This window comes from Pedobacter sp. GR22-6 (assembly GCF_037402555.1).
GTDB lineage: Bacteria > Bacteroidota > Bacteroidia > Sphingobacteriales > Sphingobacteriaceae > Pedobacter.
On record NZ_JBBEUC010000001.1, the window covers coordinates 1,437,315 to 1,462,928 of the forward strand.

Annotated in this window: 31 protein-coding genes and 2 tRNA genes; 30 read left to right on the forward strand and 3 right to left on the reverse strand. The window is 48.8% G+C overall.

Annotated features, from left to right (window positions below):
- The first annotated feature begins 6 nt into the window (after nucleotides 1-6).
- The 24 genes from WAE59_RS06770 (at nucleotide 7) to WAE59_RS06885 (ending at nucleotide 19,394) form a co-directional block, all read left to right on the forward strand.
- On the forward strand, nucleotides 7-318 hold the full coding sequence (locus WAE59_RS06770) for a DUF4134 domain-containing protein (protein WP_337855182.1): 312 nt from the start codon (nucleotides 7-9) through the stop codon (nucleotides 316-318).
- Entirely contained in the window at nucleotides 318-617 is a 300-nt protein-coding gene (locus WAE59_RS06775; protein WP_337855183.1) for a DUF4133 domain-containing protein, read from the forward strand. The genes WAE59_RS06770 and WAE59_RS06775 overlap by 1 nt, the downstream gene beginning before the upstream one ends.
- Entirely contained in the window at nucleotides 595-3,081 is a 2,487-nt protein-coding gene (locus tag WAE59_RS06780) for a TraG family conjugative transposon ATPase (protein WP_337855184.1), read from the forward strand. The genes WAE59_RS06775 and WAE59_RS06780 overlap by 23 nt, the downstream gene beginning before the upstream one ends.
- A gap of 4 nt (nucleotides 3,082-3,085) precedes the next feature.
- Nucleotides 3,086-3,751 carry a hypothetical protein gene (locus WAE59_RS06785; RefSeq protein WP_337855185.1) on the forward strand — a complete coding sequence of 222 codons (666 nt, stop codon included), beginning with the start codon at nucleotides 3,086-3,088 and terminating at the stop codon, nucleotides 3,749-3,751.
- Nucleotides 3,748-4,404, forward strand: coding sequence for a hypothetical protein (locus WAE59_RS06790; RefSeq protein WP_337855186.1), 657 nt, complete (start codon nucleotides 3,748-3,750; stop codon nucleotides 4,402-4,404). The genes WAE59_RS06785 and WAE59_RS06790 overlap by 4 nt, the downstream gene beginning before the upstream one ends.
- A gap of 4 nt (nucleotides 4,405-4,408) precedes the next feature.
- Nucleotides 4,409-5,086, forward strand: a complete 678-nt coding sequence (locus WAE59_RS06795; protein ID WP_337855187.1) for a hypothetical protein — start codon at nucleotides 4,409-4,411, stop codon at nucleotides 5,084-5,086.
- A gap of 2 nt (nucleotides 5,087-5,088) precedes the next feature.
- Nucleotides 5,089-5,868, forward strand: coding sequence for a hypothetical protein (locus WAE59_RS06800; RefSeq protein WP_337855188.1), 780 nt, complete (start codon nucleotides 5,089-5,091; stop codon nucleotides 5,866-5,868).
- Nucleotides 5,869-5,873: 5 nt separating this feature from the next.
- A complete protein-coding gene (locus tag WAE59_RS06805) occupies nucleotides 5,874-6,989 on the forward strand; it encodes a plasmid transfer protein (protein ID WP_337855189.1) in 1,116 nt (371 codons plus the stop codon).
- Nucleotides 6,990-6,993: 4 nt separating this feature from the next.
- On the forward strand, nucleotides 6,994-7,614 hold the full coding sequence (traK, locus tag WAE59_RS06810) for a conjugative transposon protein TraK (protein ID WP_337855190.1): 621 nt from the start codon (nucleotides 6,994-6,996) through the stop codon (nucleotides 7,612-7,614).
- Nucleotides 7,592-7,912 (forward strand): hypothetical protein, encoded by a 321-nt coding sequence (locus tag WAE59_RS06815; RefSeq protein ID WP_337855191.1) that lies wholly within the window; start codon nucleotides 7,592-7,594, stop codon nucleotides 7,910-7,912. The genes traK and WAE59_RS06815 overlap by 23 nt, the downstream gene beginning before the upstream one ends.
- Nucleotides 7,913-7,922: 10 nt before the next feature.
- Complete coding sequence (locus tag WAE59_RS06820; RefSeq protein ID WP_337855192.1) at nucleotides 7,923-9,140, forward strand: conjugative transposon protein TraM; 1,218 nt, start codon at nucleotides 7,923-7,925, stop codon at nucleotides 9,138-9,140.
- A 4-nt stretch (nucleotides 9,141-9,144) separates the two neighbouring features.
- Nucleotides 9,145-10,002 carry a DUF4138 domain-containing protein gene (locus WAE59_RS06825; protein ID WP_337855193.1) on the forward strand — a complete coding sequence of 286 codons (858 nt, stop codon included), beginning with the start codon at nucleotides 9,145-9,147 and terminating at the stop codon, nucleotides 10,000-10,002.
- Nucleotides 10,003-10,068: 66 nt separating this feature from the next.
- Nucleotides 10,069-11,085 (forward strand): type IV toxin-antitoxin system AbiEi family antitoxin, encoded by a 1,017-nt coding sequence (locus WAE59_RS06830; RefSeq protein WP_337855194.1) that lies wholly within the window; start codon nucleotides 10,069-10,071, stop codon nucleotides 11,083-11,085.
- On the forward strand, nucleotides 11,078-11,881 hold the full coding sequence (locus WAE59_RS06835; protein ID WP_337855195.1) for a nucleotidyl transferase AbiEii/AbiGii toxin family protein: 804 nt from the start codon (nucleotides 11,078-11,080) through the stop codon (nucleotides 11,879-11,881). Before WAE59_RS06830 ends, WAE59_RS06835 begins: the two co-directional genes overlap by 8 nt.
- A gap of 66 nt (nucleotides 11,882-11,947) precedes the next feature.
- Nucleotides 11,948-13,984, forward strand: coding sequence for a type IV secretory system conjugative DNA transfer family protein (locus WAE59_RS06840; protein ID WP_337855196.1), 2,037 nt, complete (start codon nucleotides 11,948-11,950; stop codon nucleotides 13,982-13,984).
- A 26-nt stretch (nucleotides 13,985-14,010) separates the two neighbouring features.
- Nucleotides 14,011-14,439, forward strand: a complete 429-nt coding sequence (locus WAE59_RS06845) for a hypothetical protein (RefSeq protein ID WP_337855197.1) — start codon at nucleotides 14,011-14,013, stop codon at nucleotides 14,437-14,439.
- Nucleotides 14,440-14,450: 11 nt separating this feature from the next.
- Nucleotides 14,451-14,909 (forward strand): M23 family metallopeptidase, encoded by a 459-nt coding sequence (locus tag WAE59_RS06850; protein ID WP_337855198.1) that lies wholly within the window; start codon nucleotides 14,451-14,453, stop codon nucleotides 14,907-14,909.
- 17 nt (nucleotides 14,910-14,926) lie between these two features.
- Complete coding sequence (locus tag WAE59_RS06855) at nucleotides 14,927-15,115, forward strand: hypothetical protein (protein WP_337855199.1); 189 nt, start codon at nucleotides 14,927-14,929, stop codon at nucleotides 15,113-15,115.
- Complete coding sequence (locus tag WAE59_RS06860; protein ID WP_337855200.1) at nucleotides 15,105-16,334, forward strand: ArdC family protein; 1,230 nt, start codon at nucleotides 15,105-15,107, stop codon at nucleotides 16,332-16,334. Before WAE59_RS06855 ends, WAE59_RS06860 begins: the two co-directional genes overlap by 11 nt.
- A gap of 15 nt (nucleotides 16,335-16,349) precedes the next feature.
- Complete coding sequence (locus tag WAE59_RS06865; protein ID WP_337855201.1) at nucleotides 16,350-17,129, forward strand: DUF4099 domain-containing protein; 780 nt, start codon at nucleotides 16,350-16,352, stop codon at nucleotides 17,127-17,129.
- A gap of 12 nt (nucleotides 17,130-17,141) precedes the next feature.
- The gene (locus tag WAE59_RS06870; RefSeq protein ID WP_337855202.1) at nucleotides 17,142-17,420 is read left to right on the forward strand and encodes a hypothetical protein; all 279 of its coding nucleotides are present in this window, start codon (nucleotides 17,142-17,144) and stop codon (nucleotides 17,418-17,420) included.
- 49 nt (nucleotides 17,421-17,469) lie between these two features.
- Nucleotides 17,470-18,327 carry a hypothetical protein gene (locus WAE59_RS06875; RefSeq protein ID WP_337855203.1) on the forward strand — a complete coding sequence of 286 codons (858 nt, stop codon included), beginning with the start codon at nucleotides 17,470-17,472 and terminating at the stop codon, nucleotides 18,325-18,327.
- A 32-nt stretch (nucleotides 18,328-18,359) separates the two neighbouring features.
- Nucleotides 18,360-18,836 carry a DNA adenine methylase gene (locus WAE59_RS06880; RefSeq protein ID WP_337855359.1) on the forward strand — a complete coding sequence of 159 codons (477 nt, stop codon included), beginning with the start codon at nucleotides 18,360-18,362 and terminating at the stop codon, nucleotides 18,834-18,836.
- 33 nt (nucleotides 18,837-18,869) lie between these two features.
- The gene (locus tag WAE59_RS06885) at nucleotides 18,870-19,394 is read left to right on the forward strand and encodes an ADP-ribosyltransferase-containing protein (protein WP_337855204.1); all 525 of its coding nucleotides are present in this window, start codon (nucleotides 18,870-18,872) and stop codon (nucleotides 19,392-19,394) included.
- On the opposite strand, the gene WAE59_RS06890 is transcribed toward WAE59_RS06885, so the two are convergent.
- A complete protein-coding gene (locus WAE59_RS06890; RefSeq protein WP_337855205.1) occupies nucleotides 19,395-19,628 on the reverse strand; it encodes a hypothetical protein in 234 nt (77 codons plus the stop codon).
- A 144-nt stretch (nucleotides 19,629-19,772) separates the two neighbouring features.
- Between WAE59_RS06890 and WAE59_RS06895 the strand changes: the two genes are divergently transcribed.
- On the forward strand, nucleotides 19,773-19,925 hold the full coding sequence (locus WAE59_RS06895; protein ID WP_337855206.1) for a hypothetical protein: 153 nt from the start codon (nucleotides 19,773-19,775) through the stop codon (nucleotides 19,923-19,925).
- A 53-nt stretch (nucleotides 19,926-19,978) separates the two neighbouring features.
- A complete protein-coding gene (locus tag WAE59_RS25845; protein ID WP_443147255.1) occupies nucleotides 19,979-21,553 on the forward strand; it encodes a recombinase family protein in 1,575 nt (524 codons plus the stop codon).
- Here the strand turns inward: WAE59_RS25845 and WAE59_RS06900 are convergent.
- Nucleotides 21,507-21,579, reverse strand: a tRNA-Lys gene (locus WAE59_RS06900). The genes WAE59_RS25845 and WAE59_RS06900 overlap by 47 nt on opposite strands.
- A 441-nt stretch (nucleotides 21,580-22,020) precedes the next feature.
- Here WAE59_RS06900 and WAE59_RS06905 point away from each other — a divergent pair.
- From WAE59_RS06905 to WAE59_RS06915, 3 genes are all read left to right on the forward strand, one after another.
- The gene (locus WAE59_RS06905; protein ID WP_337855207.1) at nucleotides 22,021-22,650 is read left to right on the forward strand and encodes a DUF6266 family protein; all 630 of its coding nucleotides are present in this window, start codon (nucleotides 22,021-22,023) and stop codon (nucleotides 22,648-22,650) included.
- Between the two features lie 196 nt (nucleotides 22,651-22,846).
- Nucleotides 22,847-22,919 (forward strand) — tRNA-Lys (locus WAE59_RS06910).
- Between the two features lie 134 nt (nucleotides 22,920-23,053).
- A complete protein-coding gene (locus WAE59_RS06915) occupies nucleotides 23,054-23,200 on the forward strand; it encodes a hypothetical protein (RefSeq protein WP_337855208.1) in 147 nt (48 codons plus the stop codon).
- 108 nt (nucleotides 23,201-23,308) lie between these two features.
- On the opposite strand, the gene WAE59_RS06920 is transcribed toward WAE59_RS06915, so the two are convergent.
- Nucleotides 23,309-23,953, reverse strand: a complete 645-nt coding sequence (locus WAE59_RS06920; protein WP_337855209.1) for a pyridoxamine 5'-phosphate oxidase family protein — start codon at nucleotides 23,951-23,953, stop codon at nucleotides 23,309-23,311.
- A gap of 79 nt (nucleotides 23,954-24,032) precedes the next feature.
- Here WAE59_RS06920 and pdxR point away from each other — a divergent pair, with 79 nt between their 5' ends.
- Nucleotides 24,033-25,505, forward strand: a complete 1,473-nt coding sequence (pdxR, locus tag WAE59_RS06925) for a MocR-like pyridoxine biosynthesis transcription factor PdxR (protein WP_337855210.1) — start codon at nucleotides 24,033-24,035, stop codon at nucleotides 25,503-25,505.
- Nucleotides 25,506-25,614: the final 109 nt, after the last annotated feature.

Consider the following 25,614-nt stretch of genomic DNA (forward strand, 5'->3'; position numbering starts at 1 on the left):
TTTTCTATGACAGTTAAGCGTAAAAGCCTGTTATCTGTTGCGGCCATGTCTGTGGCTGCTTTCAATTCTGCCAAAGCCCAGGGCGGCGGCGTAACCGGGATCAATGCGGCGACTTCGTCGCTCACTACCTATGTGGACCCGGTTTCCTACCTGATCCTGGCTATCGGGGCGGTGGTTGGGCTGATCGGGGGTGTGCGGGTGTACATCAAGTGGAACAACGGTGACCAGGATGTCAACAAGGACATCATGGGCTGGGGCGGTTCCTGTTTGTTCCTGGTGCTGGTTTCGGTGGTCATCAAAGCCTTCTTCGGGGTTTAATGGTCCGGTATCCGATTTATAAGGGGCTGCAAAAGCCCCTTTTTTACCGCGGTTTCCGCGGGAAGTTCATTGTCTGGGGCATTGGCTCGCTGGTCTTTGGCCTGGTCTCGGGCGGGCTGATCGGCTTTCTGAGCAGCATTTATCTGGGTGGCTTTTTCACGGTTGTAAATGCCTCGGCGGGCATGTTTTATACCTTTCATAAACAGAAGGGCGGTCTGTATTCCCGGACGCGGTTCCGCGGGATAATGATCCACCCGATTCCTTTTTCTAAGGCTTATGCAGGGCTTTCAGCAAACTAAGCGGGCTTTCAAACTGCCTTATGCGGGGATCGATGAGTTCCATGGGGTTTCGGTGCTGCTCGGGGAGGCCGGGGAGACTTCAGTGCTGATCCGGATGCAGAACCCGGTGATGCAGTATGGTGCGGATGCGCAGCCTTACCTTTCTTACCAGCAACTGCTGCTCAATGTGATCAAAATCTTAGGGGAGGGTTACCTGCTCCAGAAGCAGGATGTATTCTCCCGGCACCGCTTTGAGGCCAGGCCCGCCGGGACTTTCTTGCAGCAGAAGTACAATGAGCATTTTGCGGGCAGGGGTTTTAATAAGATCAGTACTTACCTGGTGATCACCCGTCAGGTGAAAAAGAACGCGTTCTATGTGTACAATGAGAAGGCTTTGCGGGAGCTATTGCAGCAGACCGATAAGTTGCTGGATCTGCTGACTGGAGCGGGCATGTTTCCCGAACTGCTGGGGGAAAAACAGATTCGTAATTATGTGACGCGGATCCTGTGTATGGATTTCAGCGCGGCACATCCGGTGATGGACAACCTCTCCTGCGGGGACCAGCAGCTGGGTTTGGGTGGACGTGCCCTGCGCAGCATTTCGCTGATCAATACCGATGTGATGGATCTGCCCGAGGAGATCGGGCCATACGCTGCCGGTCAGGATACGGCGGCTTTGAAAGGTTTTCCGCTGGACAATTTGTTTTTTTTGCACCAGGTGCCGGGCTTCCATACGATGGTTTATAACCAGGTCTTGGAAATCCCTGCGCAGCAGGCTTTGCTGACTAAACTCCAGCTGAAGCGCAAACGGCATAGCGGAGTGCCGGATCCGGCAAACCTGGTCTGCGTGCAGGACATTGACCGGCTGATGGAGGATGTGGCGCGGGAAAATCAGCTTTTGGTTCAGGCGCATTTCAACATCCTGGTCTGCGCGGAGCTGGACAAGATCGACAAGGCCTGTAATTTCCTTGAGTCTGCGTTGTTCCAGCAGGGGATTTTGCCGAGCAGGCAGAGTTACAACCAGCTGGAGCTCTTCCGGACGGCCTTGCCGGGAAACGGGCTGGAGCTGAAAGCCTATGACTGGTTCTTAACAACGGCGGATGCGGCGCTGTGTTTCTTTTTCAAGGAGCGTTTGCAGCAGGACGATCCTTCGGACTATTTGATCCGTTTTACTGGCCGGGACGGGATTCCAATTGGCATAGACCTGGGGGAGCTGATCATGCGCAACAACAGGGTCAATAACCGCAATAAGCTGATCTGCGGCCCTTCGGGATCCGGGAAATCGGTATGCGTCAACGCGATTGTCGAGCAGTACCTCTTGTACAATATGGATGTGGTGATCGTGGATGTCGGACATTCCTATTCGGGGCTGAACCGCTACCTGAATGCCAGGTACATCACCTATACCGAGGAAAAGCCGATCACCATGAACCCTTTCCTGATCAGCCAGGCGGAGTACAACATCGAAAAGAAGGATTTCCTGATTACTTTGGTTTCCTTGCTCTGGAAGGGAGCTGAAGGGGAAATCTCTTCGGTGGAGCGGGATGTGATCGCCAGCCTGATCTCGGGTTATTATGCGGCTTATTTTGCCGGAGGGGCAATCGCCCCGGATTCGTTGAAGATTTCTGGGCTGAGCTTCAACAGTTTTTACGAGTATGCGGTCTTTCGGATCCCGGAGATCATTGCCCAGGAACGCATCCATTTTGAGACGGACGAGTTTCGCTTTGTGCTGAAGAAGTTTTACAGGGGTGGGGAATACGAGAGCATCCTGAACGAAAGTACGGACGCTTCGCTCTTTGCTGAACCTTTTATCGTCTTTGAAATCGACTCAGTCCAAAATAACCGGATCCTGTTTCCGATCATCACCCTCACAATCATTGACCTCTTCATCCAAAAGATGCGCTTCCGTACGCACCAGCGTAAGGCGCTGATTTTGGAGGAGTGCTGGAAGGCGATCGGATCGCCCCTGATGGCCAATTTTTTATTGTACCTCAATAAGACCGTACGTAAGTTCTGGGGTGAGGTGGTGGAAGTGACCCAGTCGCTTTCGGATGTGCTGGGCAACCCGATTTTAAAGGAATGCATCATCTCTGAATCCGATACGGTGATCCTGTTGGACCAGAGTAAGTTTAAGGACAATTACCAGGAGATTGCCCGTCTGCTGTCACTAACCGAGGCGGAACAGCGGAAGATCTTTACGATCAATAAGCTGGACAACCAGGAAGGACGCGGCCGGTTTAAGGAGGTGTACATCAAACGGGGATCAGTCGGTGAAGTCTATGGGATCGAGCTGTCGATCTTTCAGTACCTGGTCTATACTACTGAAAAGCCGGAGAAAACCGCGGTGGAAACTTATGTCCGGCATTACGGGGATGACCAGGCTGCGCTTGAAGCTTTTGTTTCGGACATGAATGTTAGTGGGCTGTCTTTGAGTGCTTTTGTGACCGCTGTAAACCACTCCGGTATTTATCCATTTTCAGATTGAGTTTATGAAATATTTGTTTTTGATCTTTTGCGCCATGCTCTGGTATGGCGCTGGTTTTTCCCAGTCGATTTATGTCGATCCGACAACAGCGGCTGCGATGGCGGCGCACAGCAATGTAATCAATTCGCAGCTGAACCGCACCAACGACAACCTGACGCTGATCCAGCGGGGACAGCTGGCGGTGACGGGACAGCTGACGGTAGTCAATGATTTGCAAAGCCAGATTTACCGGGGATTAAGCGAGGTGTCTGCGGTAGTACGCAATTTACTGGCGGTAAAGGACATTGCGGAGATCAGCGTGGACATTGTGGAAGATGCCAATAAGGCTCTGCAGATTGCGGGTTCCAACCCGGTATTATTGCTTTTTGCGGAAGGCGCTGCCCGGGAGTTCAAGTCGCGTTCGGTGTCGCTGGCTTCTGAGGTAAGTTCTTTTGTGCTGGCCGGGGGATTAAACAACCTGATGGATTCGGGGGAAAGGGCGAGGCTGTTGGGACGGATTGTGACCGAGCTGAGCATTTTACGGGGCGTGGCTTACGGGATGCACCGCTCCATGTTCTGGGCAAAGCAGCGGGGGATATTGAATTCGCTGAATCCCTACACCGGTTTTATCAATATGGACAAGCGGATTGCCGATGACATCATCCGCACGGCTAAATACCTGAAGCCATGAGGTGGCTGTTGGTTTTCTTGGTAATTTTTGGGTTTTGTTCAGCTGGTTTTAGCCAGACGAATGTCCAGCTATTGCACCAGCTGGTGGATGAAAGCAAGTCGGAGCATTCCAGGCAGACTGAGGCGAGGAACAGGCAAACGGTGGCTTCGGCCAACGAGGAGGTCAATAAGGGGCAGATGGGCAGGCTAAAATCAAAATATCGGGAGCTGCAGTTCAGGTTCAGGGCTTTGGGGCTGGCAATAGATGCAGCGCAGATTGGTCTGCAGGCGGCGCCTATTGTTTCGGAAATTGTCAGTCAGCAGCGCCAGATCCTGGACCTGGCTGCTGATGATCCTTTATTGATCGCTTTGGCGTATGATGTGGAGGCGGATCTTGCTGGGCAGGCACATGGGCTGCTAAATTATTTGTATGGTTTGGCGATAAGTGTAGGGGACCTGAACCAGATGAAGGCTTCCGACCGAAAGATTTTGTTTGGGCATGTGCTGGTTGAACTGCGGCGCATCGCCGGAACTTCACGGGGACTGTCCGCTTCACTGCTTGGTGCAAGCCGCAAGAAGTCCCTGTCCGGCCTTAATCCCTTTGCCGGTTTTGTCCAGGAGGACAAACGGCTGGTAGAGGAGATCATGCGCAATTTTGATAGCTTAAAGCACTGATTTTATGAAGATTGCTTTGTATTTTGGGTATGTGCTGGTTTTGCTGTTGGTGTTTTCTGGTGCAGCTTTCGCGCAGCGTGTAGTGTTTGACCGCAGGCATTTCAATTCGGTGAACGAAAACGGGGCGATGCGGCTGAGCGCGGAGAACACGCATAACGCTTATCTATCGACCATCATGCAGCGTTTGGATGACATCAATCTGAATGTCTCTTCGGTGCTGCTGGTGCAGCAGATCATTCATGCCTCACTGAGCGAAGTGAACCAAGCCTTGAAGACGGGAATCATGGCCAGGCAGGTGGGCAGCCTGGTTGCAGAAATTGTCTCGGAAAGCAATGAACTTTTGGCCCTGGTGCGGGATGATCCGCATCTGTTGCTATTTGCCGAGGAAGTAGCCCGGCCGCTTAAAGGCCGGGGCGTCAATCTGGCGGCTGAAGTTTCTGGTTTTGTGCTCCGGGAAGGCAGCAATGTGCTGATGGATTTCGATAGGCGGGACTTACTGCTGAAGAAAGTGATTCTTGAGCTGCAGGTGATGAGGTCTTTGGTTTTCAGTATGTCCCGTTCGATGTACTGGGCGAAGCAGGCGGGGCTGTTGCGTTCGCTGAACCCTTACCAGAGTTTCCTGAACCAGGACAAACGCAAAGCAGATGAACTGCTTTTAAATTTAAAATTCTTAAAAAATTAATCATGAAACATCTGTATTTGGCTTTGCTCTTTTTGGGGCTGGCCCTGCCTTTGGCCTTTAGTCAGAAGGCGATCCGTGATGATGCGATCCGCTACCAGCAGGAGCGTATGGTGTTCAAGCAATGGGACAAAAATAAGTTTGAGCCGGAGCCTGGCTTTTTGTACCTGAATCCCCTGTACTGGCTCACCTGGGGTTTGCATCCGAATTATCCGAAGACGGATCTGCGGCCTCTAGGACCTTATGGTCCGCAGACCCAGCGTTTAGGCCTGGTGCTGGCCATGCATCAAAGCAGCAATGGCCTGAAGCTGCATGCGGATACGCTGCGCAGTACGGCTTTAAGTGAGAGCTACAATTACCTGGGCGCGGTATCAGGTTTGGATCCGCTTTGGATGCTGTATTATTCCAGGGAATTTGATCCTTTGCTGAACCAGGATGATGGGCGTTTGCTGGAGGGATTAGAGCCGCCTGTCCGGGATTACCTCAGCCGTACCGGGCTAACCAGCTGGTACCAGGAGGAAAGTGCGTCTATCCGGGAAAGGCTGGCGACATTGCGCAGCAGCAATGTCGATCGTGGTTCCAGGATCCTGGGCTATCACCGGATGCTGGGGGAGTACCGGATCCTGCGGGCGAATTTTGAGGCGAAAAAGCAGCGGGCGAAACTGTACCTGTCGATGGCGGAGACCGTGGAAAGGGTGAGGGTTCCTGAGGTGGGTTCGGCCCGGTCTGGTGCTGAAAGCGATAAGCAGATCGCCGACCGGATATTAAGCAGCTCAAAACTTTAGTTGGGATGGGTTTGAATTTTTTAGGCGCTGGCCTGCTGTTGCAGACCCCGCCGGTTGATCCGGAGGCATTTAAGAATACCTTTAACTTCTTGCAGGGGAATGGGGTGTATGAAGAGGGCATGATGCATTTCCTGAAAGCCATGCGCAATACGGTCTGGACGCATTATGATGCCTTCATCGCGGATGCCCAGGCATTGTGCGCGATTTTTATGCTGGTATTTTTTGCGGTAAAGAGTTATGAAATGATGGCGGGGGACAAGAAGCTGGAGGTGATACCGCTGCTCCGGCCTTTCGGCCTGGTGATGCTGATCCTCTGGTGGCCGGTCTTTACCCGGGTGCTGGCTTATCCGACAGATATTGTTGCCGCTAAGACTGAGGCGATGTTTGATGGCAGCCAGGTGCAGGTGAACAACCTGCGTTTGCAGCGCGCGCAGTTGATGCAGCAGGTAGCCAATGCGCTGATGACGGTGCAGGCGGAAACAGAAACGGCCAAGAAAGAAGCGGATACCTGGTATGAAAATGCCTGGGAGTCGGTGAAGTCTTCGGTGAAGGAGGGTTTTGCTGAGGTCTGGAACCCGATCGTGAAACTGCGGAACCGTTTGCAGGTCAGCTTGCAGTTACTGGCGACCTCGGTTTTGGAGACCCTGGCGCTCTGGATCCTGAGGCTCTGTGTATACATCATTTTTATGGTGCAGATTATTTTTTCTACGATCCTGATCATTCTGGGGCCTTTTTCTGTGGCGATCAGCATTTTGCCGGCCTTCCGGGATTCCTTTACGACCTGGGTGGCGCGTTTCATTTCAGTGAACCTGTATTCGGGGATCGCTTACCTGGTGCTGTATGTGGCTTCGCTGTTCCAGCAGTATGCCATGGAGGCGGAGATCAGCCGGTATCAGGAACTGGTTGGGGATGATGCAGGCCGATTGGAGCGGTTGTATGCTTTCGCAGGCAACGGTTTGCTTTCTTTTGGGATTGTGATCGTCACCTTTTTGATCGGTGGGCTGACCATGCTGACTGTGCCGAGCATCTCCACCTGGGTGGTTTCAACCTCGGGAGTGAGTTCTGCTGCTTCCAGCATGGGACGTGGAGCTTCGAGTTTATTTCGCATGATAACCAGGTAGGCTTATGATCATTAAAAATATTGAAAGCAAGGTGCGCCTGGCGACCTTTCTTTCAGCGGGGAGCCTACTCTGTTCGCTGTTGATTTGCGGCTGCGTCAGTTTTTTCGCTTACCAGCAGGTGCGTGATGCGCGTAAGAGCATTTACATCCTGGATCCGGGCGGAATCCCTGTCCTGGCTAGACAGACCGATGTGCAGATGAACAGGGCAGCGGAATACAGGGCGCACATCGCGCGTTTCCATAGCCTGTTCTTTTCGCTGACCCCAGATGACAAATACATCGAATATCAGATGAAGCAGGCCATGTACCTGGTGGATGAAAGTGGTGCAGCCCAGTACAACAACCTGAAAGAGCGGAATTTCTTCAATTCAATTCTTTCTTCTAGTGCAGTGCTGACGATCCGCACGGATTCGGTGTTTTTGGACGAGAAACGCAGGTATTTCCGCTATTATGGCACGCAGAAGATTGACCGGCGCAGTTCTACTATTACCCGTTCGCTGGTGACGGAAGGCTATCTGCGTGACCTGGAGATCCGCTCGGACAACAATCCCAATGCGGTGCTGATCACCTCATGGAAAACCCTTCAAAATAAAGACCTGGAAAATGTACAGAAAAACAATTTCTAAGCGCCTGCTTTTCTTTGGTATGGTGCTGCTGATGCTGCTTTCCGCTGCCCTTGCTTTTACTGTCTTGCGAAAACCCAGGCCAGCTGCCTTTCCTAAAATGTCAGGTCCTGGCCTGCCTGCAGTTTCGGGTTTGGGGAAAACGCTTTCGGTTTACCAGGACCTGGAGCAGCTGGAAGTGCTGGCACAGGAGGTCAGGCATATCCTTTCCAAGAAAAAGCTGCTGGAGGCAGATAGCGTATTGCTGAAGTGCAGATTGCATCAGATCGATTCGATTTACAAAAGGGCAACCGCCCGTTAATGTTTAACTTATGAAAGTAAATTTTAAACAGCCCAGGTATATCCTGCCGCTGATCCTGCTGCCTTTTTTGTTCATTTTCTTTTACATCTATAAGGGGATGGCCGATCCGCCGGAATCTGTGGATGCGGGAAAGGATTCTTTGCAAATGAATGTGGCGGGTGTGTCCGAGCAGGTCAAAAAGGCTGCGCTCAGCGGCAAGCTGGATGCGTACCGTGACCGCTTCAAACAGTCGGACGGTTATACGGCCATTGGGGCGATCCAGGAGGAGCAGGCCCTGAGCCTGGAAACAAGCTCGCTGTACAATGAGCAAGAAAAACGGATGCTGGATTCCATTGACCGGTCGATGAAAGCCAGGTATGGCGGGTTTGGGGCTTCGGCTGCTGCTGGTCGGGGTTCAAGTTATCCTTCTTCGTCCCGAACTGTCTCGCGTCCTGGTAGTTTTGAGCAGGACCGGGCTTTGGCGGAGGCACTGGCAAAAATGAGCAGGCCCGCGCCTATGGTTTCTTCTGGCGTTAAACCTGGTCCGGAGCCGGATGCCATGCAGCTGTTCAGGCAGCAAATGGCACTGGTCGACAGTATGGCCAAGGCGGCTGATCCGGAACTTAAAGCTGCTGAAGAGCTTAAGCGAAAGCGTGAAGTAGCTGTAGAAAAAGCATTGACTGATAAGAACCTACCGGTTTATAAATCAAGTGTTGGTTCAAGCGTTTTCAATACCATCACAGCTGCCTCGGAGGGCAGTTTCATTACTGCTATTGTCGATCAGAACGTTACAGGTTACTCGGGATCCAGGCTAAGGATCCGCTTGCTCGAAGACCTGATGGCGGGGAAGTTTCTGGTGAAAAAAGGGACTTATTTGTTTGCGCAGATCAGCGGCTTTAGCGGGCAGCGGGTGAACCTGAGCATTACTTCCATCATGCAGGATGGCCATATCCTGCCGGTACGGCTGGAGGTTTATGATAACGACGGTATGGCGGGGCTCTATGTTCCGGTTTCTGCCTTCCGGGAGTTTTCACGGGAGCTGGGGAACAATACGACCCAGGGCCTGAGCCTGCAGCAGCAGGCGGAAAACAACAATCAGCTGGTGATGGGGCTGCTTCAGAAAATGTTCCAGTCTACCACTACGGCAGTTGGAAAGCTGATCCGGCAGAACAAGGCCAAGTTGAAATACAATACCCTGGTCTATCTGATAGATCCGGAAGAACTCAGAAAAAATCAAAATCATTATTAATTCTATGAATCACCTTCGTTTTATTAAGCAGGCGCTATGCCTGCTGTTTCTATTTTTCATTTTTGCTGGCGTTGCCGCTGCGCAAAGTGCTGAGCGCAAACTGGGCGAACTGCCCCTGGTGGAGATTTCCTCAGGCGTTTCGCTGCACATCGTGTCTCCTGAACCGATCTCTAAAGTGGATGTTTCCAGTCCCGCAATTGCGGGGGACTTGCTGGAGAAAAATGTGCTGCGCTTAAAGTTAATACCGGATTCAGCTCACCTGCTCTTACGGCAGGCCAGCAGTACGGTGGTGCTGACCATTATTGGAGAAACTTTTATTGCGCAGTATCAGTTGTGTTTTGTACCGCCGGGATTGGAAGGTATTCCCGCACTGGTAAACATCCTGCCGGAGCATTGCCAGCCTCTAGAGGTTTCTGGTGTTGGTCTTTCTACTCCGATGATGAAATCCCATGCGATCCAGTTGCTGGCTAAGCGGCGATCTGTGCCGATCCGCAAGGCTGAAGCCTATGGTCTGGAGGCCAGGCTTAACCAGGTTTACACCGTCGGAGATTATATTTTCCTGGATATTTCCTTTGAGAACAGCACTGCATTGAAGTATAGCATTGATGAACTTCGGTTTAAGATCGAAGACCGGAAGATTGTTAAAGCTACCAATGCACAGTCCATTGAAATTGAACCGATTTGGCAACTCTATCAAAGCCATAACTTTAAGCGAAACTACCGGAATATCTTCGTGCTGAAGAAGCTGACCTTTCCGGAAAATAAGGTGCTGAATATCGAGTTGACCGAGAAGCAGGTGTCCGGAAGGACGGTGGTGTTAAAGGTTAGATACGGAGATTTGCTCAAGGCGGATACGTTCTGAGGTATAATTTTGAATTTCTGTTTTTGTTCATTATATTTGATTGTTCGTATTTAACGAACAATTGCTATGATTGAACAGAATTTATTATTTGATGCGCTGGAAAAGCTGAAGGGACTGACTGCGATTGACTACGCAGTCAAGCCAAATGTTTTTCATATGGGCGAGGGGCAGGTAGTAACATTAGTCGATGATAAAATTCACAGCAATTTTGCTGCAGAGGTTAAAAGCGTATTTCTTAAGGAACAACTCCCGGCGCTGGTAAAGCGCTTTGCTCACCCGACAGTAGCGCGTCATCTATTGGTCTCTAAATACATTCCTAAGCCTTTAAAACAAACCCTAAAAGAAAAGGAAATTTGCTACCTGGAGGCTTCTGGTAACTGCTTTATAAGAGCAAGGGGATTATATGTATACATCAACGATCAGCCTGTAACCGAAGTCAGGCAGACCGCAGAGGGGAAATTATGGAATGTAGCAGGATTGAAATTCTTATTCGGTGTCCTGCAGCAGCCTGAATTGCTGAATGCACCGTACCGGACCATTGCCAGGCAAACTAAGGTTGCACTAGGTACTGTTGGGCCCCTGATCGAGGAGCTGGAGGCTGAGGGTTTCATGAAGGTCAATAAGGGCTTGAAAAATAAAAAAGTCAAGTTTCTTGATCAGCGGGACCGCTTGCTGGAAAGGTGGGCAACCTTGTATTATGCGAACTTACGACCGAAGCTGATTAAAGGTGCTTTCAGGTTTATGAATCCTAAAGCCCGGCAGCACTGGAAAGACATCACAACTGAGGGATTTTTATGGGGAGGAGAAAATGCAGGTGCAGTCCTGACGAATTTCCTGGATCCCGAACTGTTCAGTATTTATACCAAAGAAAAACCCCTTGAGCTGATGAAAAAACTAAAGCTGGTTCCGGATCAAAAAGGAGAGCTTGTGATGGTTGAGCAGTTCTGGGATCAGCTGCCTCATCAAAGCGATGCCAATGGTGCTGTGCCACCACTTATTGCCTACGCTGAACTAATCAATAGTATGGACAGCCGCTGCCATGAGACCGCGGTAAGAATTAAAAAACGTTACCTCAATGGATAATCCGTTATTACAACAGCCCCTGTTAGGTCTGCTCAAAGATGTTGAAGCAGCGCTGAAAGCCTATGGCGTTGATTTCTATTTAATTGGTGCTATTGCACGGGACTATCACCTTTCCGCACATCCCGATTTGCAATCTTTCCGAAAGACAAGGGATGTGGATTTTGCGATCATGCTGAACGATGCAGGTCAGTTTAACGAAATCAAAGCCAGTTTGCTCGCTTCTGGTAATTTCGAAGCGGATCCGCAGGAGCCTGTCAAATTATTTTATAAGCATCAACTCGAGGTGGATCTGCTTCCTTTTGGGGAAATCGAAAACGATAAAGGCTATGTTTTCCTGCAGCCACCGAATTTGTTTACGGTAAATTTTCCGGGTTTTAAAGCGGTTTACCCATTTGTAGAAAATGTTCAGGTTGACGATGATTTCGTATTGAAAGTCTGTCCCTTGGAAGGAATCGTCATCCTCAAATTAATTGCCTATGACCAGGATCTTTCCAGGGCGAAGGACATTGAAGACATTTCCCATATGGTAGGGGTTTATTTTGAGTTGGCTGATGAACAGATTTATTTTGAGTATTCAGATGTTATGGATTTGTACGACACTGATCACCCCGAGTATCTGAACCTAATTGCTGCAAGGGTTATCGGCCGAAAGATGCAGGCTATCCTGGAGGGCGCTGAAGAATTGAGGCGTATGGTAATTGGTGTTCTGCAGCGAAGAGCTGAGAGCTGGGCTTCTGAGATCGTAAATGGATTAGAGGACCGGTCTCAGGCAATTGTTCAGCGATCTGGGCGCTAATTCTGATTTTTATTTTTGATTCGATATTACTAACCGCCTTCCAGGCGGTTTTTTTATGTATGCGATATGGAAGAATCCAAAGAACAGCAGCACCTGCACAGGTTGCTGCAATTTGGCATTTACCTCTCCGTCGCCTTTGATATCCTGGTCTTCGTTTACGCTGCTAAAATACTCGCTCATCCCTGGGCGGAGCATTACGGGCTGTACCGTTTCTTTAGGGGGCTGAGTAGGATGTTTATTTTCTATAGTCCGCTGTATTGTAAGGCTTTTACCTTCCTGATGATCTGTCTGACTTCAATTGGAACTTTAGCGCGCAAACAGAAAGACCTGGATCCGAAGAACAGCATTGTTTACCCGCTGGCCGGTGGTTTTCTGGTTCTTGGGATGGCTTTGTGGTGTTATGGGCGGGAGGGTGATGAGGTGCTGCTTTTGGCCAATTGGTTTGAGCTGGCTTATATGGGCTGTTCGTTTTTTGGCTGTTTGCTATTGCATGTGGCGATGGACAACATCTCCAAGATCATCAGTTCTAAACTGGGCAAGGACAAATGGAACGTAGAGGGGGAAAGTTTCATGCAGGCGACAAAGCCGGTTTTGAGTTCCCATGCGGTGAACATTCCGATGCTGTTTTACTACAAAGGAAAAGTCCGAAAGGGCTATATCGTTTTGCAGAACTTGTACCGCGGAATGATCCTGTTGGGGGTGCCGGGTTCAGGGAAGAGCTTTTCGGTGGTGATGCCGGTGATCCGGGGCATGATTGCCAATCGCGCCTGTCTGGTGGTGTACGACATCAAGTTCCCCGACCTGGGAAAGATCGCTTATTACCATTACCTGCTGGCCAAGCAGCAAGGGGATTACCGGGACTTCCGTTTCCATGTGATCAACCTGAATGAGCCGGAACGCAGCAGGCGAATCAATCCCTGGAAAGCCATCTATTTGCAGACGCTGGCGGATGCTTCGGAAACCGCGGAGGGTTTGGTTGAGGCCTTGAAGAAAGGGGACAAATCAGGCGGCTCTGACCAGTTCTTTACCCAGTCGGCGATCAACTTCCTGGCAGCCTGTGTGTATTTTTTCAGCAGGCATGAGGATGGCAGGTATTCCAGTTTGCCGCATGTGCTGGCTTTTTTGAACTGTTCCTACGAGGATATTTTCAGTACGCTGTTTTCCAATAAGGAGCTGGGTTCTTTGCTTTCTCCCTTTATGACAGCTTTCAAGGCCAGGGCTTTTGAGCAGCTGGAAGGCCAGGTGGGTACTTTAAAGATCTTCATCAGCCGTTTGGCGACCAAGGAAACTTTCTGGGTGTTTTCGGGGGATGATTTTGACCTGAAGATCAACAATCCGGCTGCTCCGGGTCTTTTGATCCTGGCCAATGATCCGCTGACCCAGAGCACCAATGCGGCCTGTTATTCGGTGATCCTGAATAGGATCACGAAACTGATCAATACCAAGGGGAATCTGCCGGTGGGCTTGATTCTGGACGAGGCCGCATCGCTGATGGTCAACCGGCTGGACTTGCTTTTGGCACAGGCGAGGTCGAATAGAGTGGCGACGTTGCTGGGTTTTCAGTCCATGCAGCAGATCCAGCAGCAGTACGGCAAAGAGACGGCTGCGACAATTACTTCTATTGTAGGTAATGTGTTATCGGGTTCGGTCCAGAATAAGGATACGCTGGACTGGCTCGAGCGCATTTTTGGTAAAGTGAAACAACTGAGCGAAAGCTTGTCGATTGACCGTGCGAAGGTATCGGTATCGCTGAGTGAAAAGCTGGAGCCGCTGATCCCCGCTGGGAAGATTGCTTCACTTCGGGCAGGGGAAATGGTCGGCTTGCTGGCGGCTGATGCTGTAGAGGAATATACCGGCAACTTTGAGCCTTCCGCCGTGCACTGCCGGGTGAACCTGGACCTGGATGCGATCAAAAAGGAGGAGGCGGCTTACCGTGAGCTGCCGCTGTTTTATGATTTCAAGGGTAAAAGGGAGGAGATCCTGCTGCAGAATTTCAACAGGATTACTGCCGAAGTCCAGGAGGTGATCAAGCAGTTTAAACCTGCGGCAAGACCCGTTCCTGTTCCGCCGCCCATGAAAGGCTCGATGCGGCCGGGCTTGTAGCAGTAATTTCTTTAACCTATTTAATTATGGATGAACTTTTAGGAGTACCGGTAATGGTGCATCCCCGGCTTACCCAGGATCCGTCTTTGATGAGGGGTGTGGTGGGTACGATTTCGGCTGCTGATCTGGCCGGTGATACCATCCTGGTGGCTTTTGGGGATAAAGCTGCAGGCAGGTACCAGAGTGATGCTTTGCTGGCTTTGAAATCCCGTGAGGAGCTCTACCACGATTTGCTGGACAATGTCCAACAGCTGGAAGTCGGGGATTTCAAAAATTTGCTCCGGCTGAGTATGTACCAGGACTCCGGCAGTCCGCGCTTGGTCCGGGAAGCATTCCAGGCACTCAGCTCAAGTGCTGCTGCGCTGGACTTTGCGACGCGACCGCTGTCGCAGGTGCTGGAGCTGAATTACGGCCAAGACTTACAGCAGGGCAAAAGTCTTGGAATGGGGAGGTGAAAATGTGCTTAATGTATTTGTGGTGCTTGCTGATGCTGTTTTTTACCGTGTGGATCCCAAATTTGGTCTCCGCTCAATACTGCCTGCCATTGCCTTCGCTCCGGCTGACTTCCAGCTACGGGGAACGGGTTCACCCGGTTACCGGTGGGACTGATTTTCACAGCGGCATCGATCTGGCCGCGCGCTTTGAACCGGTTTATGCGATTTGCGGGGCTGTGGTGTCGGATATCGGTTATCAGGCTTTCCTGGGGAATTATATCCGGATCAAAACGGATAGCCTTGAGATCACTTACGGGCACCTTGCTGCTTGTCTGGTGTCTGCCCATGAGCAGGTTTATCCCGGACAGTTGCTTGGGCTGAGCGGGGATTCGGGGCGGGTGACGGGTCCGCACTTGCATTTGTCTGTCAGCTACCGCGGGCGATACCTGCATCCGCTGCATTTCCTGAAGGGTTTGATGTCTGGGCCATAGCTGAATTTTAATTTTTTATGATGAACAATCCTTATGACGCTGGCGACTGGCAATATTACCGGTCTCTGGAGCGCAAAATGCAGCTGCTCGCTGAGGGAGAGGAGATGGAGCTCACTCCTGAAGAGGCTGCCACATATGGCGTGGATTACGCGGATGAATTTCCTGAGGAGGATTATTTTTTAGAGGAGGAGCAGGATGAGGACTAAGAAAGAAGCGCCCAAGGCGCTGCATGTCCAGGTTGCTGAGAAGCTAATTGATCAGCTCAAGGCGGGTACGGCGCCCTGGCAGAAACCCTGGACTGCTGCCGGGGCTCCGGCATTCCGCCTCCCTTACAATGTGATCTCCGGGAACAGGTATAAGGGGATCAATACCTTTTCGCTGCTGCTGGCAGGTTTTGATGATCCCCGCTGGATGACCTATAACCAGGCTGCTTCCAAAGACTGGCAGGTCAGAAAAGGCGAGCATGGGACGACCATCCAGTATGTTCGGTTTTACCAGGAGCGGGAAAAAAGAGATGAACAGGGTAAGCCTGTTCTGGACAGTGAGGGGAAGCCTAAAAAGGAACTGGTCAAACTGGAGAAACCGATCATCAACCATGCCAAGGTCTTTAATGCCCGGCAGATTGATGGTATCCCGGAACTCAAAGTAGTTGCCCCGGGCGAGCTGGGCTGGGATCCTTTGGAAAGGGCAGAGCAGCTGGTAAACAGTTCGGGGGCGGATGTCAGGCTCCAGGCGGGCGACCGGGCGTATTACAGTCTGTTGGCGGACCAGATCACCATGCCGATGAAGGCGCAGTTCAGCTCGCCGGATAAATATTACGCGACTTTATTGCATGAGCTGGGACATTGGAGCGGACATTCCTCGCGTCTGGACCGGAGCCTAATGAACCGGTTTGGTTCTGAAGGCTATGCCCGGGAGGAATTGCGGGCGGAAATCGCTTCGCTGTTGATCGGGCAGGAACTGCAGATCGGCCATGATCCGGGCCAGCACGCGGCTTACGTGAAGGAATGGGTAAAAATCCTGACGGATACGCCTTTTGAGATCCATGCTGCCGCGGCTGATGCGGAGAAGATCTTCAATTACCTGATGGATTTCGAGCGCAAGCTGGAACTGAAGGAGGATCGTACTGTGGATTTGGTGAAGGCTGATTTGGCGCCATCGAAAGGGCTTCAGGTGATGGATGAGATCAGTTATAAAGACACCGTGTTCAGGGTAGCTGCGCTGCTCAAACAGGGTCGTTTCCGCATGGAAGATTTGGGTACCGGGGTCCAGTTTACCCTTTCCAGGTCTGATGGCCTTTATGCCTCTCTGGTCCAGGCGAAAGCTGTTCAGTCTGAAAAACCGGTACTGAATGTACCGGAATCCCTTGCCAAACAATTTGACCAGGAGCCGGATCTGCCGGCTGCCTATGGTCTGAAACGTTAACCTTACTTACTAATTATGAAACCTTTATTTTTAGAATCGGAACTTCCGGTGGATGACCTGGTGCGGGTCGGCCTATGGAAAAATGGCAAACCCTCCCTGTCCCTGGAGAACCTCCAGGCATTGCTTTCCGGGAGAAGAACGGAACTGCTGACTTTGGAAAATGTCCAGGCGGACGGGTTCCTGATCAAGCGCCTGGATGTCAAATTATCGCTTCAGCGATCGGAAGCTGGCTGGGTCAGCCTGCAGGCGCATCCCATCCACCACCAGGTGCAGCGAGATACCCAGCTCGATGAAAACGAGATTGAGCAGCTAACGGGCGAACATGCAGCGATTGTGATCAAGTCCGTTAAGGGCGGCGATGGGAAATACAAAAAGCTGGTTTTTGAATATGATCCGCAGACCAGGGAGTTCATCTCTTATGATCCTTCGCAAATCCAGGTACCCGAACACGTAAATGGTGTGGCGCTCACCCCGGAACAGAAGAAAGCCTTTCGGAAAGGGCTTACCGTTGAACTTCCTGATGGCACGGTCTTTCAGCACCGGGCTTCTGAGCCCAGCGGTCTGCGATCTGACCGGAAAGCTTTGGTCTTATCGGTTTTACTCAACGGAGGGATTTCTTACCTGCTGGTCCGCGGGATCAGGAGTGTGATGGGCGAGGGGCATGAGCAAAAAGACGAATATACTGCCGGGTTCAAGATGGGGCTTGCAGCTATGGAACGCTGGCAACATAAGAAGGATGTGCCGCAGATCAACCTCCAGGATCTGGAACGCGAGGCGCGCCGTCCTTTGCGCTAAGCGTTTTGACGCATGATCCCTGATTATTTTAAAAAAAATCTGGAGCTGGATGTCCTGGTGTTTGACTGTCCGGTTAAGGTGAATTACCGTTTCTGGTGGCCAGAGCCGAAAGGAGACGGTAAAGACCCGATGTTTGGGCATATTGAATTCCGCGCGGAGCCCGGTCTGATCAGTTCCACCGGTTACCGCTCGCATTTTTTCCATACCGACTACCTGAAAGAAACGCCTTACCGGAGCATTGCTGAATTTGTAGTGGCCGTCGGGGAGCATTTCGCCAGAGAGATCGGCTAAGAGCCGCCAGCGCGGGACAGCCAGCTCCGGATGTTTTAAGTACTAATTTATGAATGAGAATAATTTTGAGTATCTCAAAAAGCTGCTGGACAACCTGGGTTTTGGCAAGCATTTGAACCTGGTGCTGCAGCAGGCGCTGGAAAAAGATTTCAATACCTTTTCACTGGGTATGAGCAGCGCCTACCTGTCAGACGAGGCGAAAATCCTGGGCAGCCAGAACAGGGATATTGTGAAGTACCAGCTCAACTTTAACAAAAGTAAGAGCTCAGATTCTGTGTTCCTGAACGATTACCGGGTGTCGCTGTACAAGCCGATGGAGGTGACGCCCCGTACCCATACTTTTGACCTGGAGCGTGACCACCGGATCACTGCCTGGCAGGCATACCGTTTGTTATCCGGCTTCGCGATTGAAAAGAATGTATTGCCCCAGCGCAAGGAGGGCGTTGAAGTTCCGCAGGAGGCCAGGAAGATCTGGATGAAACTTTCGCTGGATGTGCTGGATGCCTATGATCAGCATCCGATGCGCAGGTTTTACCCGGAATATGGCTATGACCTGGGTGCTGCATTGGACAAGTATCCTTTCACCAACCTGGCCTCTGACAGTATCCGGGAAATGGCGCTGCAGGATTTGAGTAAAGGCAAGCTCTTTAAAGCGGACATGCGCTTGTATGACCAGATCTTTCCGGTTTATATCGCTGCAAGGCCTGAGTCGCGTTCGCTGGATGTTTATGACAAAGGGCTGAATGCGATTCCAGACTGGCAGATTTTTCCGGACAAGGTTGAGCGCCAGAGTAAGCCGGCTTCGGGTCAGGTTGTGGAAAGGGATGAGGGAAATCTTTCAGCGCAGCAGGAGCAGCCCTGGGAGCAGGATCCTGCGGAGGAGGCAAAGCAAAAATTGGGACGTTAATAGATTTCGCATGCGAAAGTCCGGTTACCCCGATCAGTTATTACGGCGGCAAGCAGAATCTTGCCGCTGCAATTGTCTCACTGATTCCTAAACATACCGTCTATTGTGAGCCCTTTGTGGCCGTGTTTTTTGCGAAAAAGTCATCAGTGATTGAGGTGATCAACGATGTGAACAGGGAGCTGATCAATTTTTATAGGGTAGCCAAGGAAGATTTTGTGAGTTTGGAAAAGGACGTTCGCATCAGCCTGCACAGCCGGGATATGCACCGCAAAGCTAGGGTGATTTACCAGCACCCGAATATGTTTTCAGAACTCAAGCGTGCCTGGGCGGTCTGGGTGCTCAGTACCCAAAGCTCCAGTGCGATGCTGGACGGGACCTGGGGCTACGATAAGTCCGGCAATACCACTGCCCAGAAGATACAGCAACATAAGGAGGGATTCACCGAGCTGCTGGCAATCCGGTTGCAGAACTGCCAGATCGAATGTGCCGATGCTTTGATGAATGGCTAAGAGAAATGGTCTGGTCAGAATAGCATATGATTTATGGATTTAGAAATACCGGAGCTGCTCTACCACGGCTCCTATTATGATTTTTCGGAATTTGACGATAGGTTTAAGCGCAGCAGTACTGGTTGGGAGAATACCCTTCATGGTTTCTTTTTTGCGGACAAGCCGGAGAATGCACTGCTGTTCGGTCCTAAGGTGTATACCGCTGAAGTCTCGATTTCCAAGCCGCTGGATCTGAGAATCCATGGGATATTTTCTACGCTTGAACAGGCGCCTGTGTTGTGTGAGGTGATCTTTGAAAGGACGCTGAATCCGCGCGCAGCGCTTTCCCTTTTGAATCGGGAAATTGATCTGGGGGAGATTGCGGATATGTATGATGCATTGAATACCGAGGAAGCTAACCTTGCGTTCAGGAAAGCCGGTTATGATGGGATTGTTTCAGATCTGGGAGATTACCAGAATGAGTACATCGCTTTCAATACCAGTCAGATCCGGATACTGGATGTGCTGAATTTTGGGAAAGAAAGGCATCTCTCTGAGGTAGAGTCTAGACGGCGCTGATTAGTAAAATGTGGAGCGTCTGTTGCGCTGGTCAACAAAATACTGGTAAAACAGGCGCTCTCTTTGTTTTTGCCTGGCCTGACGCCTGAATTTCCCGCCGAGATATACCAGGAAAAGTGTGACTACTGTGAAGGAAACAGCCGTTCCTATGAACGCATTTTTCATGGTTAATGAAGCAAGCAACGCACCGGTGCTGATCACCGTGGTGATAAAAAAGAGCATAATGGTTTTCATGACAGTTTGGTTTTGTTTATCCCGTTGCAATTCATGTGCAAATTCTGTGCCTGAGCTGGCTAATTAGCTATTAGGTAAGCGGTTAATATTTTCGTTACGCAAGTGATAGCCGTGTAATACACGTTTATTTAATTCTATACTGTATTGGAAAAGCAAAAAAGATTGTCTGCCGCGGAGGCGGTGGAGATTTTAAAGGACAATGGTCTTGAGGTCAGCGAGGAACAGGCTGCCCTGATCCTGGATTTTTTATATGAAATGGCTGATATCGTGCTGATTCATTTGGCAAATGAGGCATAAATCTTGCAAATTAGCTGCTGATATTCAAAGTTCTCCATAAACGATTTACGCTTATGAAAATTGCAGATTTATACATCAGGGTGAGTACAGACGAACAGAAGAAGGGTTACTCGCCCCGTTACCAGGAAGAGGTGCTGCGCACCTATTGCCTGATCAATGGTTTGACCGTTGGCACAGTCATCAATGAAGATTATTCGGCCAAGACGTTTAACCGTCCGGCCTGGGGTGATTACCTCAAGAAATTGAAAGTTAAAAAGCAGCGGCCGGATTTTGTGCTTTTCACCAAGTGGGATCGGTTCAGCCGGAATGCGCCGGATGCTTATCAGATGATCGGTGTCCTACGAAAATTGCTGGTTGAGCCCCAGGCGATCGAACAACCGCTTGATCTGAGCATCCCTGAAAATAAGATGATGCTGGCCATCTACCTCACTTCGGGCGAGGTAGAAAATGACCGCCGTGCGTTGAACGTCACCGGCGGAATGCGCCGGGCGAAAAAGGAGGGACGATGGATGGGGACGGCGCCGCTGGGCTATGTGAATGTCACTTCAGAAACCGGCAAGAAATCAATTGTCCCGCATCCGAAGAAATCTATCGTGATGAAATGGGTGTTCAATTCGCTGGCGGAAGGTGTTTACAATACCGAACAAATATGGAAGCGTGCTTTGGAACAAGGCTTGAATTGTTCGAAGAACACTTTTTGGAATGCGATCAAACACCCGGTCTATTGTGGCAAAATTTGGGTTCCTGCCACCAAACAGGAAGCGGGCAGTTTTTACATGGGCCAACATCAGCCGTTAATTTCAGAGGCGCTTTTCTACAAAGCTCAGCATGTCCTGGAAAACCGGGGAAGGCCTACCTCTGAGTATGCAGCAAAAATGGTGGAGCCAGATAACTTTTTCTTACGGGGAAGCCTGACCTGCGTGAAATGCGGTAAGAAGCTTACCGGTAGTGCTTCTAAAGGCCGGTCGAAATATTATTACTATTACCATTGCTATGATGGATGCACGTTCCGCGCGAATTCAACCGCGATCAATGATGCTTTTACAGCGCTGCTGGACAGCTATAAAATTCCATCGGCCATCAGCGTATTATTTAAGGTAGTGGTAGCTGGTCTTTCAGGTGCCCAGGCTGCTGCTTTTCGTAATCATGATTCTGCAATCGATGCTGAAATTACAAGTCTGGAACAAAAAATAAAGCGTGGAAAGATGCTAATGGTGGAAGGACACATCGAACCGCAGGAATTCCAAAAAATTAAAGCGACAGCGGAGGGAAAAATGGACGAACTGATTGTCAAAAAAATGGCGGAAAATAAGTTATTTGAAGATCTGAGCGTGATTTTGGAGCGTGCGGCGGATTGTTTGAACCAAATTTCCAGGGTCTATTTGAGGGTCGCCTCGGAACTTAAGCTTCGCATTTTCAGGTTAATTTTCAAGGAAAATCTGGTCTACAGCGAAAATTTACTTCGAACCACTAAGTTGAGTGATGTTGTTGTGCTAATGGCGCAAATTAACCGTGATTTGGCCGATTTTGTCCAAAATAAAAATGGGACAAGTCAGGATTTATCTGTCTTGTCCCATCGCGTGATCCCGCTGGGATTCGAACCCAGGACCACTACATTAAAAGTGTAATGCTCTACCAGCTGAGCTACGGAATCGTCTTCGATTGAAGAAGCGCAAAGGTATTATTATTTTTATGTTTATCATATCATTTACGATAAATTGTTGCGAATATCTCATACGTCCTTTGATATCAGTATATTAAATTTTCAAAAGAGTGATTGGAACGTTATTATATTCATATTTTAAAAACTCATAGTTGTGAAATTGATTATTGTATAGGGCAATTTTTGTGATTACCTTAGCAATAAGCTGCTGTAAAATGGTACTTAATCAAGTAAATATCTTCCTATAACGAGCTTCTGTAATGGTAGAAGATGAGCTTATAAGTAGCAGGGATATAACAGGGGAATAACAGGGACTTAACAGGGGGATAACAGGGGCAAATACCTGTTAACTTCGAGTTGTCTCTCTGTTAAAAACCTGTCTAATTATAGTAGCATATAAATCGTTTATTAATTTATTAACTATTAGTAATAATGGCAATCATTAGAAATGGAATTTTAGGAGGTTTCAAAGGTAAAGTGGCTTCAGTGGTCGGTTATAATTTGAAAGGTCAAGACATCATGAGGGGGGTAGCGGATCCTAGGAGTGTGCCTAGCACAGAAAACGAATTGAAAAATCAGAATAAGTTTGCGGTTACGCAGCCTTGGCTACAAGCCTTGACGCCTTTTCTACGGGTCGGCTTTCAGGATTATGATCCAAAATTTGAAGGGTTTAATGCGGCAAAATCTTATAACAACAAGAATGCAGTCAAAGAAGGTGCGTCCGGTTTCTATGTGGATCCTGCTTTGGCACTCGTGAGTTATGGGGATATGGATCAGGCGCCTGAGGCTAGCGCCAGTTCAGAAAGTGCAAATACGGTGACTTTTAAATGGGAGGGAGGCAACTTTGCATATGACGACCGCGCAATGGTAGTGGTTTATGATATCGAAGGAGGTAAAGCCGAATACGATACCGCCGCCGCAAATGTACAGAAAAAGCAATTTGTGTTCCAGCTTAACCATGTGTTCTCTGGCAAACAGGTGCATGTGTATCTGGCCTTTGTGTCTGAGGATAGAAAGCGGCGCAGTAACAGTCAGTATCTTGGTATAGTGGAAGTACAATAATAGGTCTTGTGTTAGGTTTAACGAGGATTTTATACCAAATTAACAAGAGTCAGTTTGGGATTCGAGAAATAAATCCGCTAGGAATCAGCTTTATACGGCCCTAAACAACAAATAAGTTGCATCATGTCTATGCTAATGCTATCTTTGCACCACTTTAGACGGCAATGTTTAAAGTAATTGTTTTGAAAACAACAATGATTCCGTAGCTCAGCTGGTAGAGCATTACACTTTTAATGTAGTGGTCCTGGGTTCGAATCCCAGCGGGATCACACCAAAGACAATCAAAATGTATGAAACCCTGCAATCGCACGATTAGCAGGGTTTTTGCTTTTACGGGTTTTACCAAAATATGCATGAAATCGCGTATAAAATGTGCGTCGTTCTTTATGTTTAATGCAAATTCTTGAGCAAAGAAGAAAAAGCACACACTATACTAGAGGCCATTAAAACCCACAATGAAAAAATCAAAGCATTAGTGGAACTGCTGGAGAAACAGGAACGGCCAGCGCGGAAAAGGACACGAATTGGGTTCAAGCCCGACGAACTGTAGTTTTCTGTTACTGGCCTCTCCTTATATGCCAAAAGCGGGAACAGCGACGGCCAAGAGCGGAGGCTGTTCCGCAGGCCGTAAATGCGGGACGGCCAGCTTATCGGCATCTTAACTATTCCCTATATGACTTAAATGATCGGGAACCGGAATTTGCTGGCTTATTTCATCCGCTATTGGCTGTAGTCTTGAGGTTTGCAACGGAATAATACCCGACCATATCGGTAACAATTTATCTTTTGCATCATCATTAGGCATACCTTCCCTAATTTTCGCCGATGCCTCCGCCAGGTTAAATGCCAGAACCGCTGTTCGGCGTATCTCACTCTCCGTTATCGGACGAAGATAATTCCAGCTGCCTGGCACTACCTTATCAATAAGCCACTCAAAGGATTCAAGCTTTTCCTTTTCATTCTCTATCTTTTCCCCCGTAGCGAATATCACTACTGACCGATAATTTACAGAGTGGCTCAGTGCCGATTTGGCAACCACAAGGGCATCAGTTAACATAACAGTAATGCAAACTGGTATCCCCTTATCCAATTCCCGAATAAAATGGCTCCCTACGGAACCATGTATATAAATCTTATCTCCATAACGCACAAATGACGTTGGAATAGAATAGGGCTTATTGTTCATGGCGTAACTTATGGTACAGAACAGGGCTTCATCCAATATTGGATAGATATTTTCAGCATCAAAACTTGCCCGTTTTGCTACCCGGCTTGGGATGAGGTGATTGGTTGTTTTTTTCATTATATTTTCTTTTTAACAAAATTGTATTTTTATTGGAGGCCTATTATCATCCAATTTTTACAAAACAAGTAGTCCGGTTATGCACCCATTTTTCTCTACCCTTAATTTAAACAAAGGCACCAGTACAACGCTATATGTTCAATTATCCAAAAAATTAATCGACGCAATTATAGAAGGTATCCTTCAACCTGCAACGAAATTACCTGGCTCTCGACATTTGGCTCAATTACTTTCCGTTCATCGAAAAACCGTGATTAGAGCTTATGACGATCTAATTGTCCAAGGTTGGCTGGAAAGTAAAACAGGAAGCGGCACTTTTGTAGCAGGCCATTTACCCGTAATTAAGCCTGAGAAGTTTGGGAAAAAAATTCAAAACACCAGAGATTCTTTACTAACCGCGGGTTTTCATTTTGAACAAGCCGCTCATTTAGAACGCAAGTTTATTAAGGAACATACCAGCTACCATCTGGATGATGGCTTTCCTGATCCTCGCCTCGCACCATTGCATGACTTATCCAGAGCCTATCGTACACAGTTGATTATGGGTAACTCCTATAATCGTTTGGGATACGAAGACCCACAGGGCTCAGCCTGGTTAAGAGAACAATTGGCGATTTACTTTAGTGAAACCCGTGGAATGAAAGTGACTAAAGATAACATCTTGATTACACGTGGCACCGTAATGGGCTTATATTTGGCCAGTACAGCCTTAATAAGGCCAGGCGACAATATAGTAGTGGGTACACCAGGATGGACAAGCGCAAATAATATCTTTTTGCAGACTGGAGCTAATTTATTACAAATAGTGGTAGATGATTATGGAATCAATACAGACGATTTGGAACAAATATGTAAGATGAAGACTGTAAGGATGGTTTATGTTACCTCTCACCATCATTACCCCAGCAGTGTAAGCTTAAGGGCCGAAAGGCGGATAAAGCTCTTGCAATTATCCTCAAAATATGGCTTTATTATTTTTGAAGATGATTACGACTATGACTTTCATTACCTCAACAAACCATTATCACCTTTAGCCAGCGCAGACGAGGAAGGCATGGTTTTGTATTTTGGGTCGTTCACTAAGACAATATCACCAGCTTTTAGAGTAGGCTATTTGGTTGGGTCTGAAAATGTGATCGCCCAACTTGCTAAGCTAAGGCGGATTGTAGACCGACAGGGAGATACCATGTTAGACAATGCGATGGCCGAACTATTGCAAAATGGCATTATTCAGCGCCATTTGCGCAAGTCGCTCCGCCTTTATCGGCAAAGACGCGATACTTTATGTAATTTACTAAAAAACGAATTAAACAGCTACCTGAATTTTATCTTACCAGAAGGTGGTATGGCTGTGTGGACAACTTTCGATCCAGCTATTGATATGTATAAACTTACACAAGATGCTCGTAAAAAGGACCTTTCTTTTTCTGATGGCAGAATTCATCGTTCGCACTTTTATCAGGCAAATTCAACACGGCTTGGTTTTGCTTCGTCTAATTTTAATGAACTAGAACATTCTGTAGAAATCTTGAAACGGCTGCTTACAAGGTAGGCTATCCACTGGGAACCTTAAAGTCACTGTTCACAAAAGTTGATTTTAGTGAAAGATCAGTTGGGCTATTGTTATGCATTTTTTGGATATTAAAAATTCACGCATTGCA

Excerpts from the sequence above, each read along its gene's own strand:
- WAE59_RS06805 (WP_337855189.1), top strand. The coding sequence starts at position 5,874 with ATGGGTTTGAATTTTTTAGGCGCTGGCCTGCTGTTGCAGACCCCGCCG.
- WAE59_RS06890 (WP_337855205.1), bottom strand. The coding sequence starts at position 19,628 with ATGAAAACCATTATGCTCTTTTTTATCACCACGGTGATCAGCACCGGT.
- WAE59_RS06905 (WP_337855207.1), top strand. The coding sequence starts at position 22,021 with ATGGCAATCATTAGAAATGGAATTTTAGGAGGTTTCAAAGGTAAAGTG.
- WAE59_RS25845 (WP_443147255.1), top strand. The coding sequence starts at position 19,979 with ATGAAAATTGCAGATTTATACATCAGGGTGAGTACAGACGAACAGAAG.
- WAE59_RS06820 (WP_337855192.1), top strand. The coding sequence starts at position 7,923 with ATGAAAGTAAATTTTAAACAGCCCAGGTATATCCTGCCGCTGATCCTG.
- WAE59_RS06830 (WP_337855194.1), top strand. The coding sequence starts at position 10,069 with ATGATTGAACAGAATTTATTATTTGATGCGCTGGAAAAGCTGAAGGGA.
- WAE59_RS06885 (WP_337855204.1), top strand. The coding sequence starts at position 18,870 with ATGGATTTAGAAATACCGGAGCTGCTCTACCACGGCTCCTATTATGAT.
- WAE59_RS06855 (WP_337855199.1), top strand. The coding sequence starts at position 14,927 with ATGATGAACAATCCTTATGACGCTGGCGACTGGCAATATTACCGGTCT.
- WAE59_RS06870 (WP_337855202.1), top strand. The coding sequence starts at position 17,142 with ATGATCCCTGATTATTTTAAAAAAAATCTGGAGCTGGATGTCCTGGTG.
- WAE59_RS06780 (WP_337855184.1), top strand. The coding sequence starts at position 595 with ATGCAGGGCTTTCAGCAAACTAAGCGGGCTTTCAAACTGCCTTATGCG.
- WAE59_RS06845 (WP_337855197.1), top strand. The coding sequence starts at position 14,011 with ATGGATGAACTTTTAGGAGTACCGGTAATGGTGCATCCCCGGCTTACC.
- WAE59_RS06825 (WP_337855193.1), top strand. The coding sequence starts at position 9,145 with ATGAATCACCTTCGTTTTATTAAGCAGGCGCTATGCCTGCTGTTTCTA.
- WAE59_RS06835 (WP_337855195.1), top strand. The coding sequence starts at position 11,078 with ATGGATAATCCGTTATTACAACAGCCCCTGTTAGGTCTGCTCAAAGAT.
- WAE59_RS06790 (WP_337855186.1), top strand. The coding sequence starts at position 3,748 with ATGAGGTGGCTGTTGGTTTTCTTGGTAATTTTTGGGTTTTGTTCAGCT.
- WAE59_RS06840 (WP_337855196.1), top strand. The coding sequence starts at position 11,948 with ATGGAAGAATCCAAAGAACAGCAGCACCTGCACAGGTTGCTGCAATTT.
- WAE59_RS06775 (WP_337855183.1), top strand. The coding sequence starts at position 318 with ATGGTCCGGTATCCGATTTATAAGGGGCTGCAAAAGCCCCTTTTTTAC.
- pdxR (WP_337855210.1), top strand. The coding sequence starts at position 24,033 with ATGCACCCATTTTTCTCTACCCTTAATTTAAACAAAGGCACCAGTACA.
- WAE59_RS06815 (WP_337855191.1), top strand. The coding sequence starts at position 7,592 with ATGTACAGAAAAACAATTTCTAAGCGCCTGCTTTTCTTTGGTATGGTG.
- WAE59_RS06860 (WP_337855200.1), top strand. The coding sequence starts at position 15,105 with ATGAGGACTAAGAAAGAAGCGCCCAAGGCGCTGCATGTCCAGGTTGCT.
- WAE59_RS06795 (WP_337855187.1), top strand. The coding sequence starts at position 4,409 with ATGAAGATTGCTTTGTATTTTGGGTATGTGCTGGTTTTGCTGTTGGTG.
- WAE59_RS06770 (WP_337855182.1), top strand. The coding sequence starts at position 7 with ATGACAGTTAAGCGTAAAAGCCTGTTATCTGTTGCGGCCATGTCTGTG.
- WAE59_RS06875 (WP_337855203.1), top strand. The coding sequence starts at position 17,470 with ATGAATGAGAATAATTTTGAGTATCTCAAAAAGCTGCTGGACAACCTG.
- WAE59_RS06850 (WP_337855198.1), top strand. The coding sequence starts at position 14,451 with ATGTATTTGTGGTGCTTGCTGATGCTGTTTTTTACCGTGTGGATCCCA.
- WAE59_RS06920 (WP_337855209.1), bottom strand. The coding sequence starts at position 23,953 with ATGAAAAAAACAACCAATCACCTCATCCCAAGCCGGGTAGCAAAACGG.
- WAE59_RS06785 (WP_337855185.1), top strand. The coding sequence starts at position 3,086 with ATGAAATATTTGTTTTTGATCTTTTGCGCCATGCTCTGGTATGGCGCT.
- WAE59_RS06865 (WP_337855201.1), top strand. The coding sequence starts at position 16,350 with ATGAAACCTTTATTTTTAGAATCGGAACTTCCGGTGGATGACCTGGTG.
- WAE59_RS06800 (WP_337855188.1), top strand. The coding sequence starts at position 5,089 with ATGAAACATCTGTATTTGGCTTTGCTCTTTTTGGGGCTGGCCCTGCCT.
- traK (WP_337855190.1), top strand. The coding sequence starts at position 6,994 with ATGATCATTAAAAATATTGAAAGCAAGGTGCGCCTGGCGACCTTTCTT.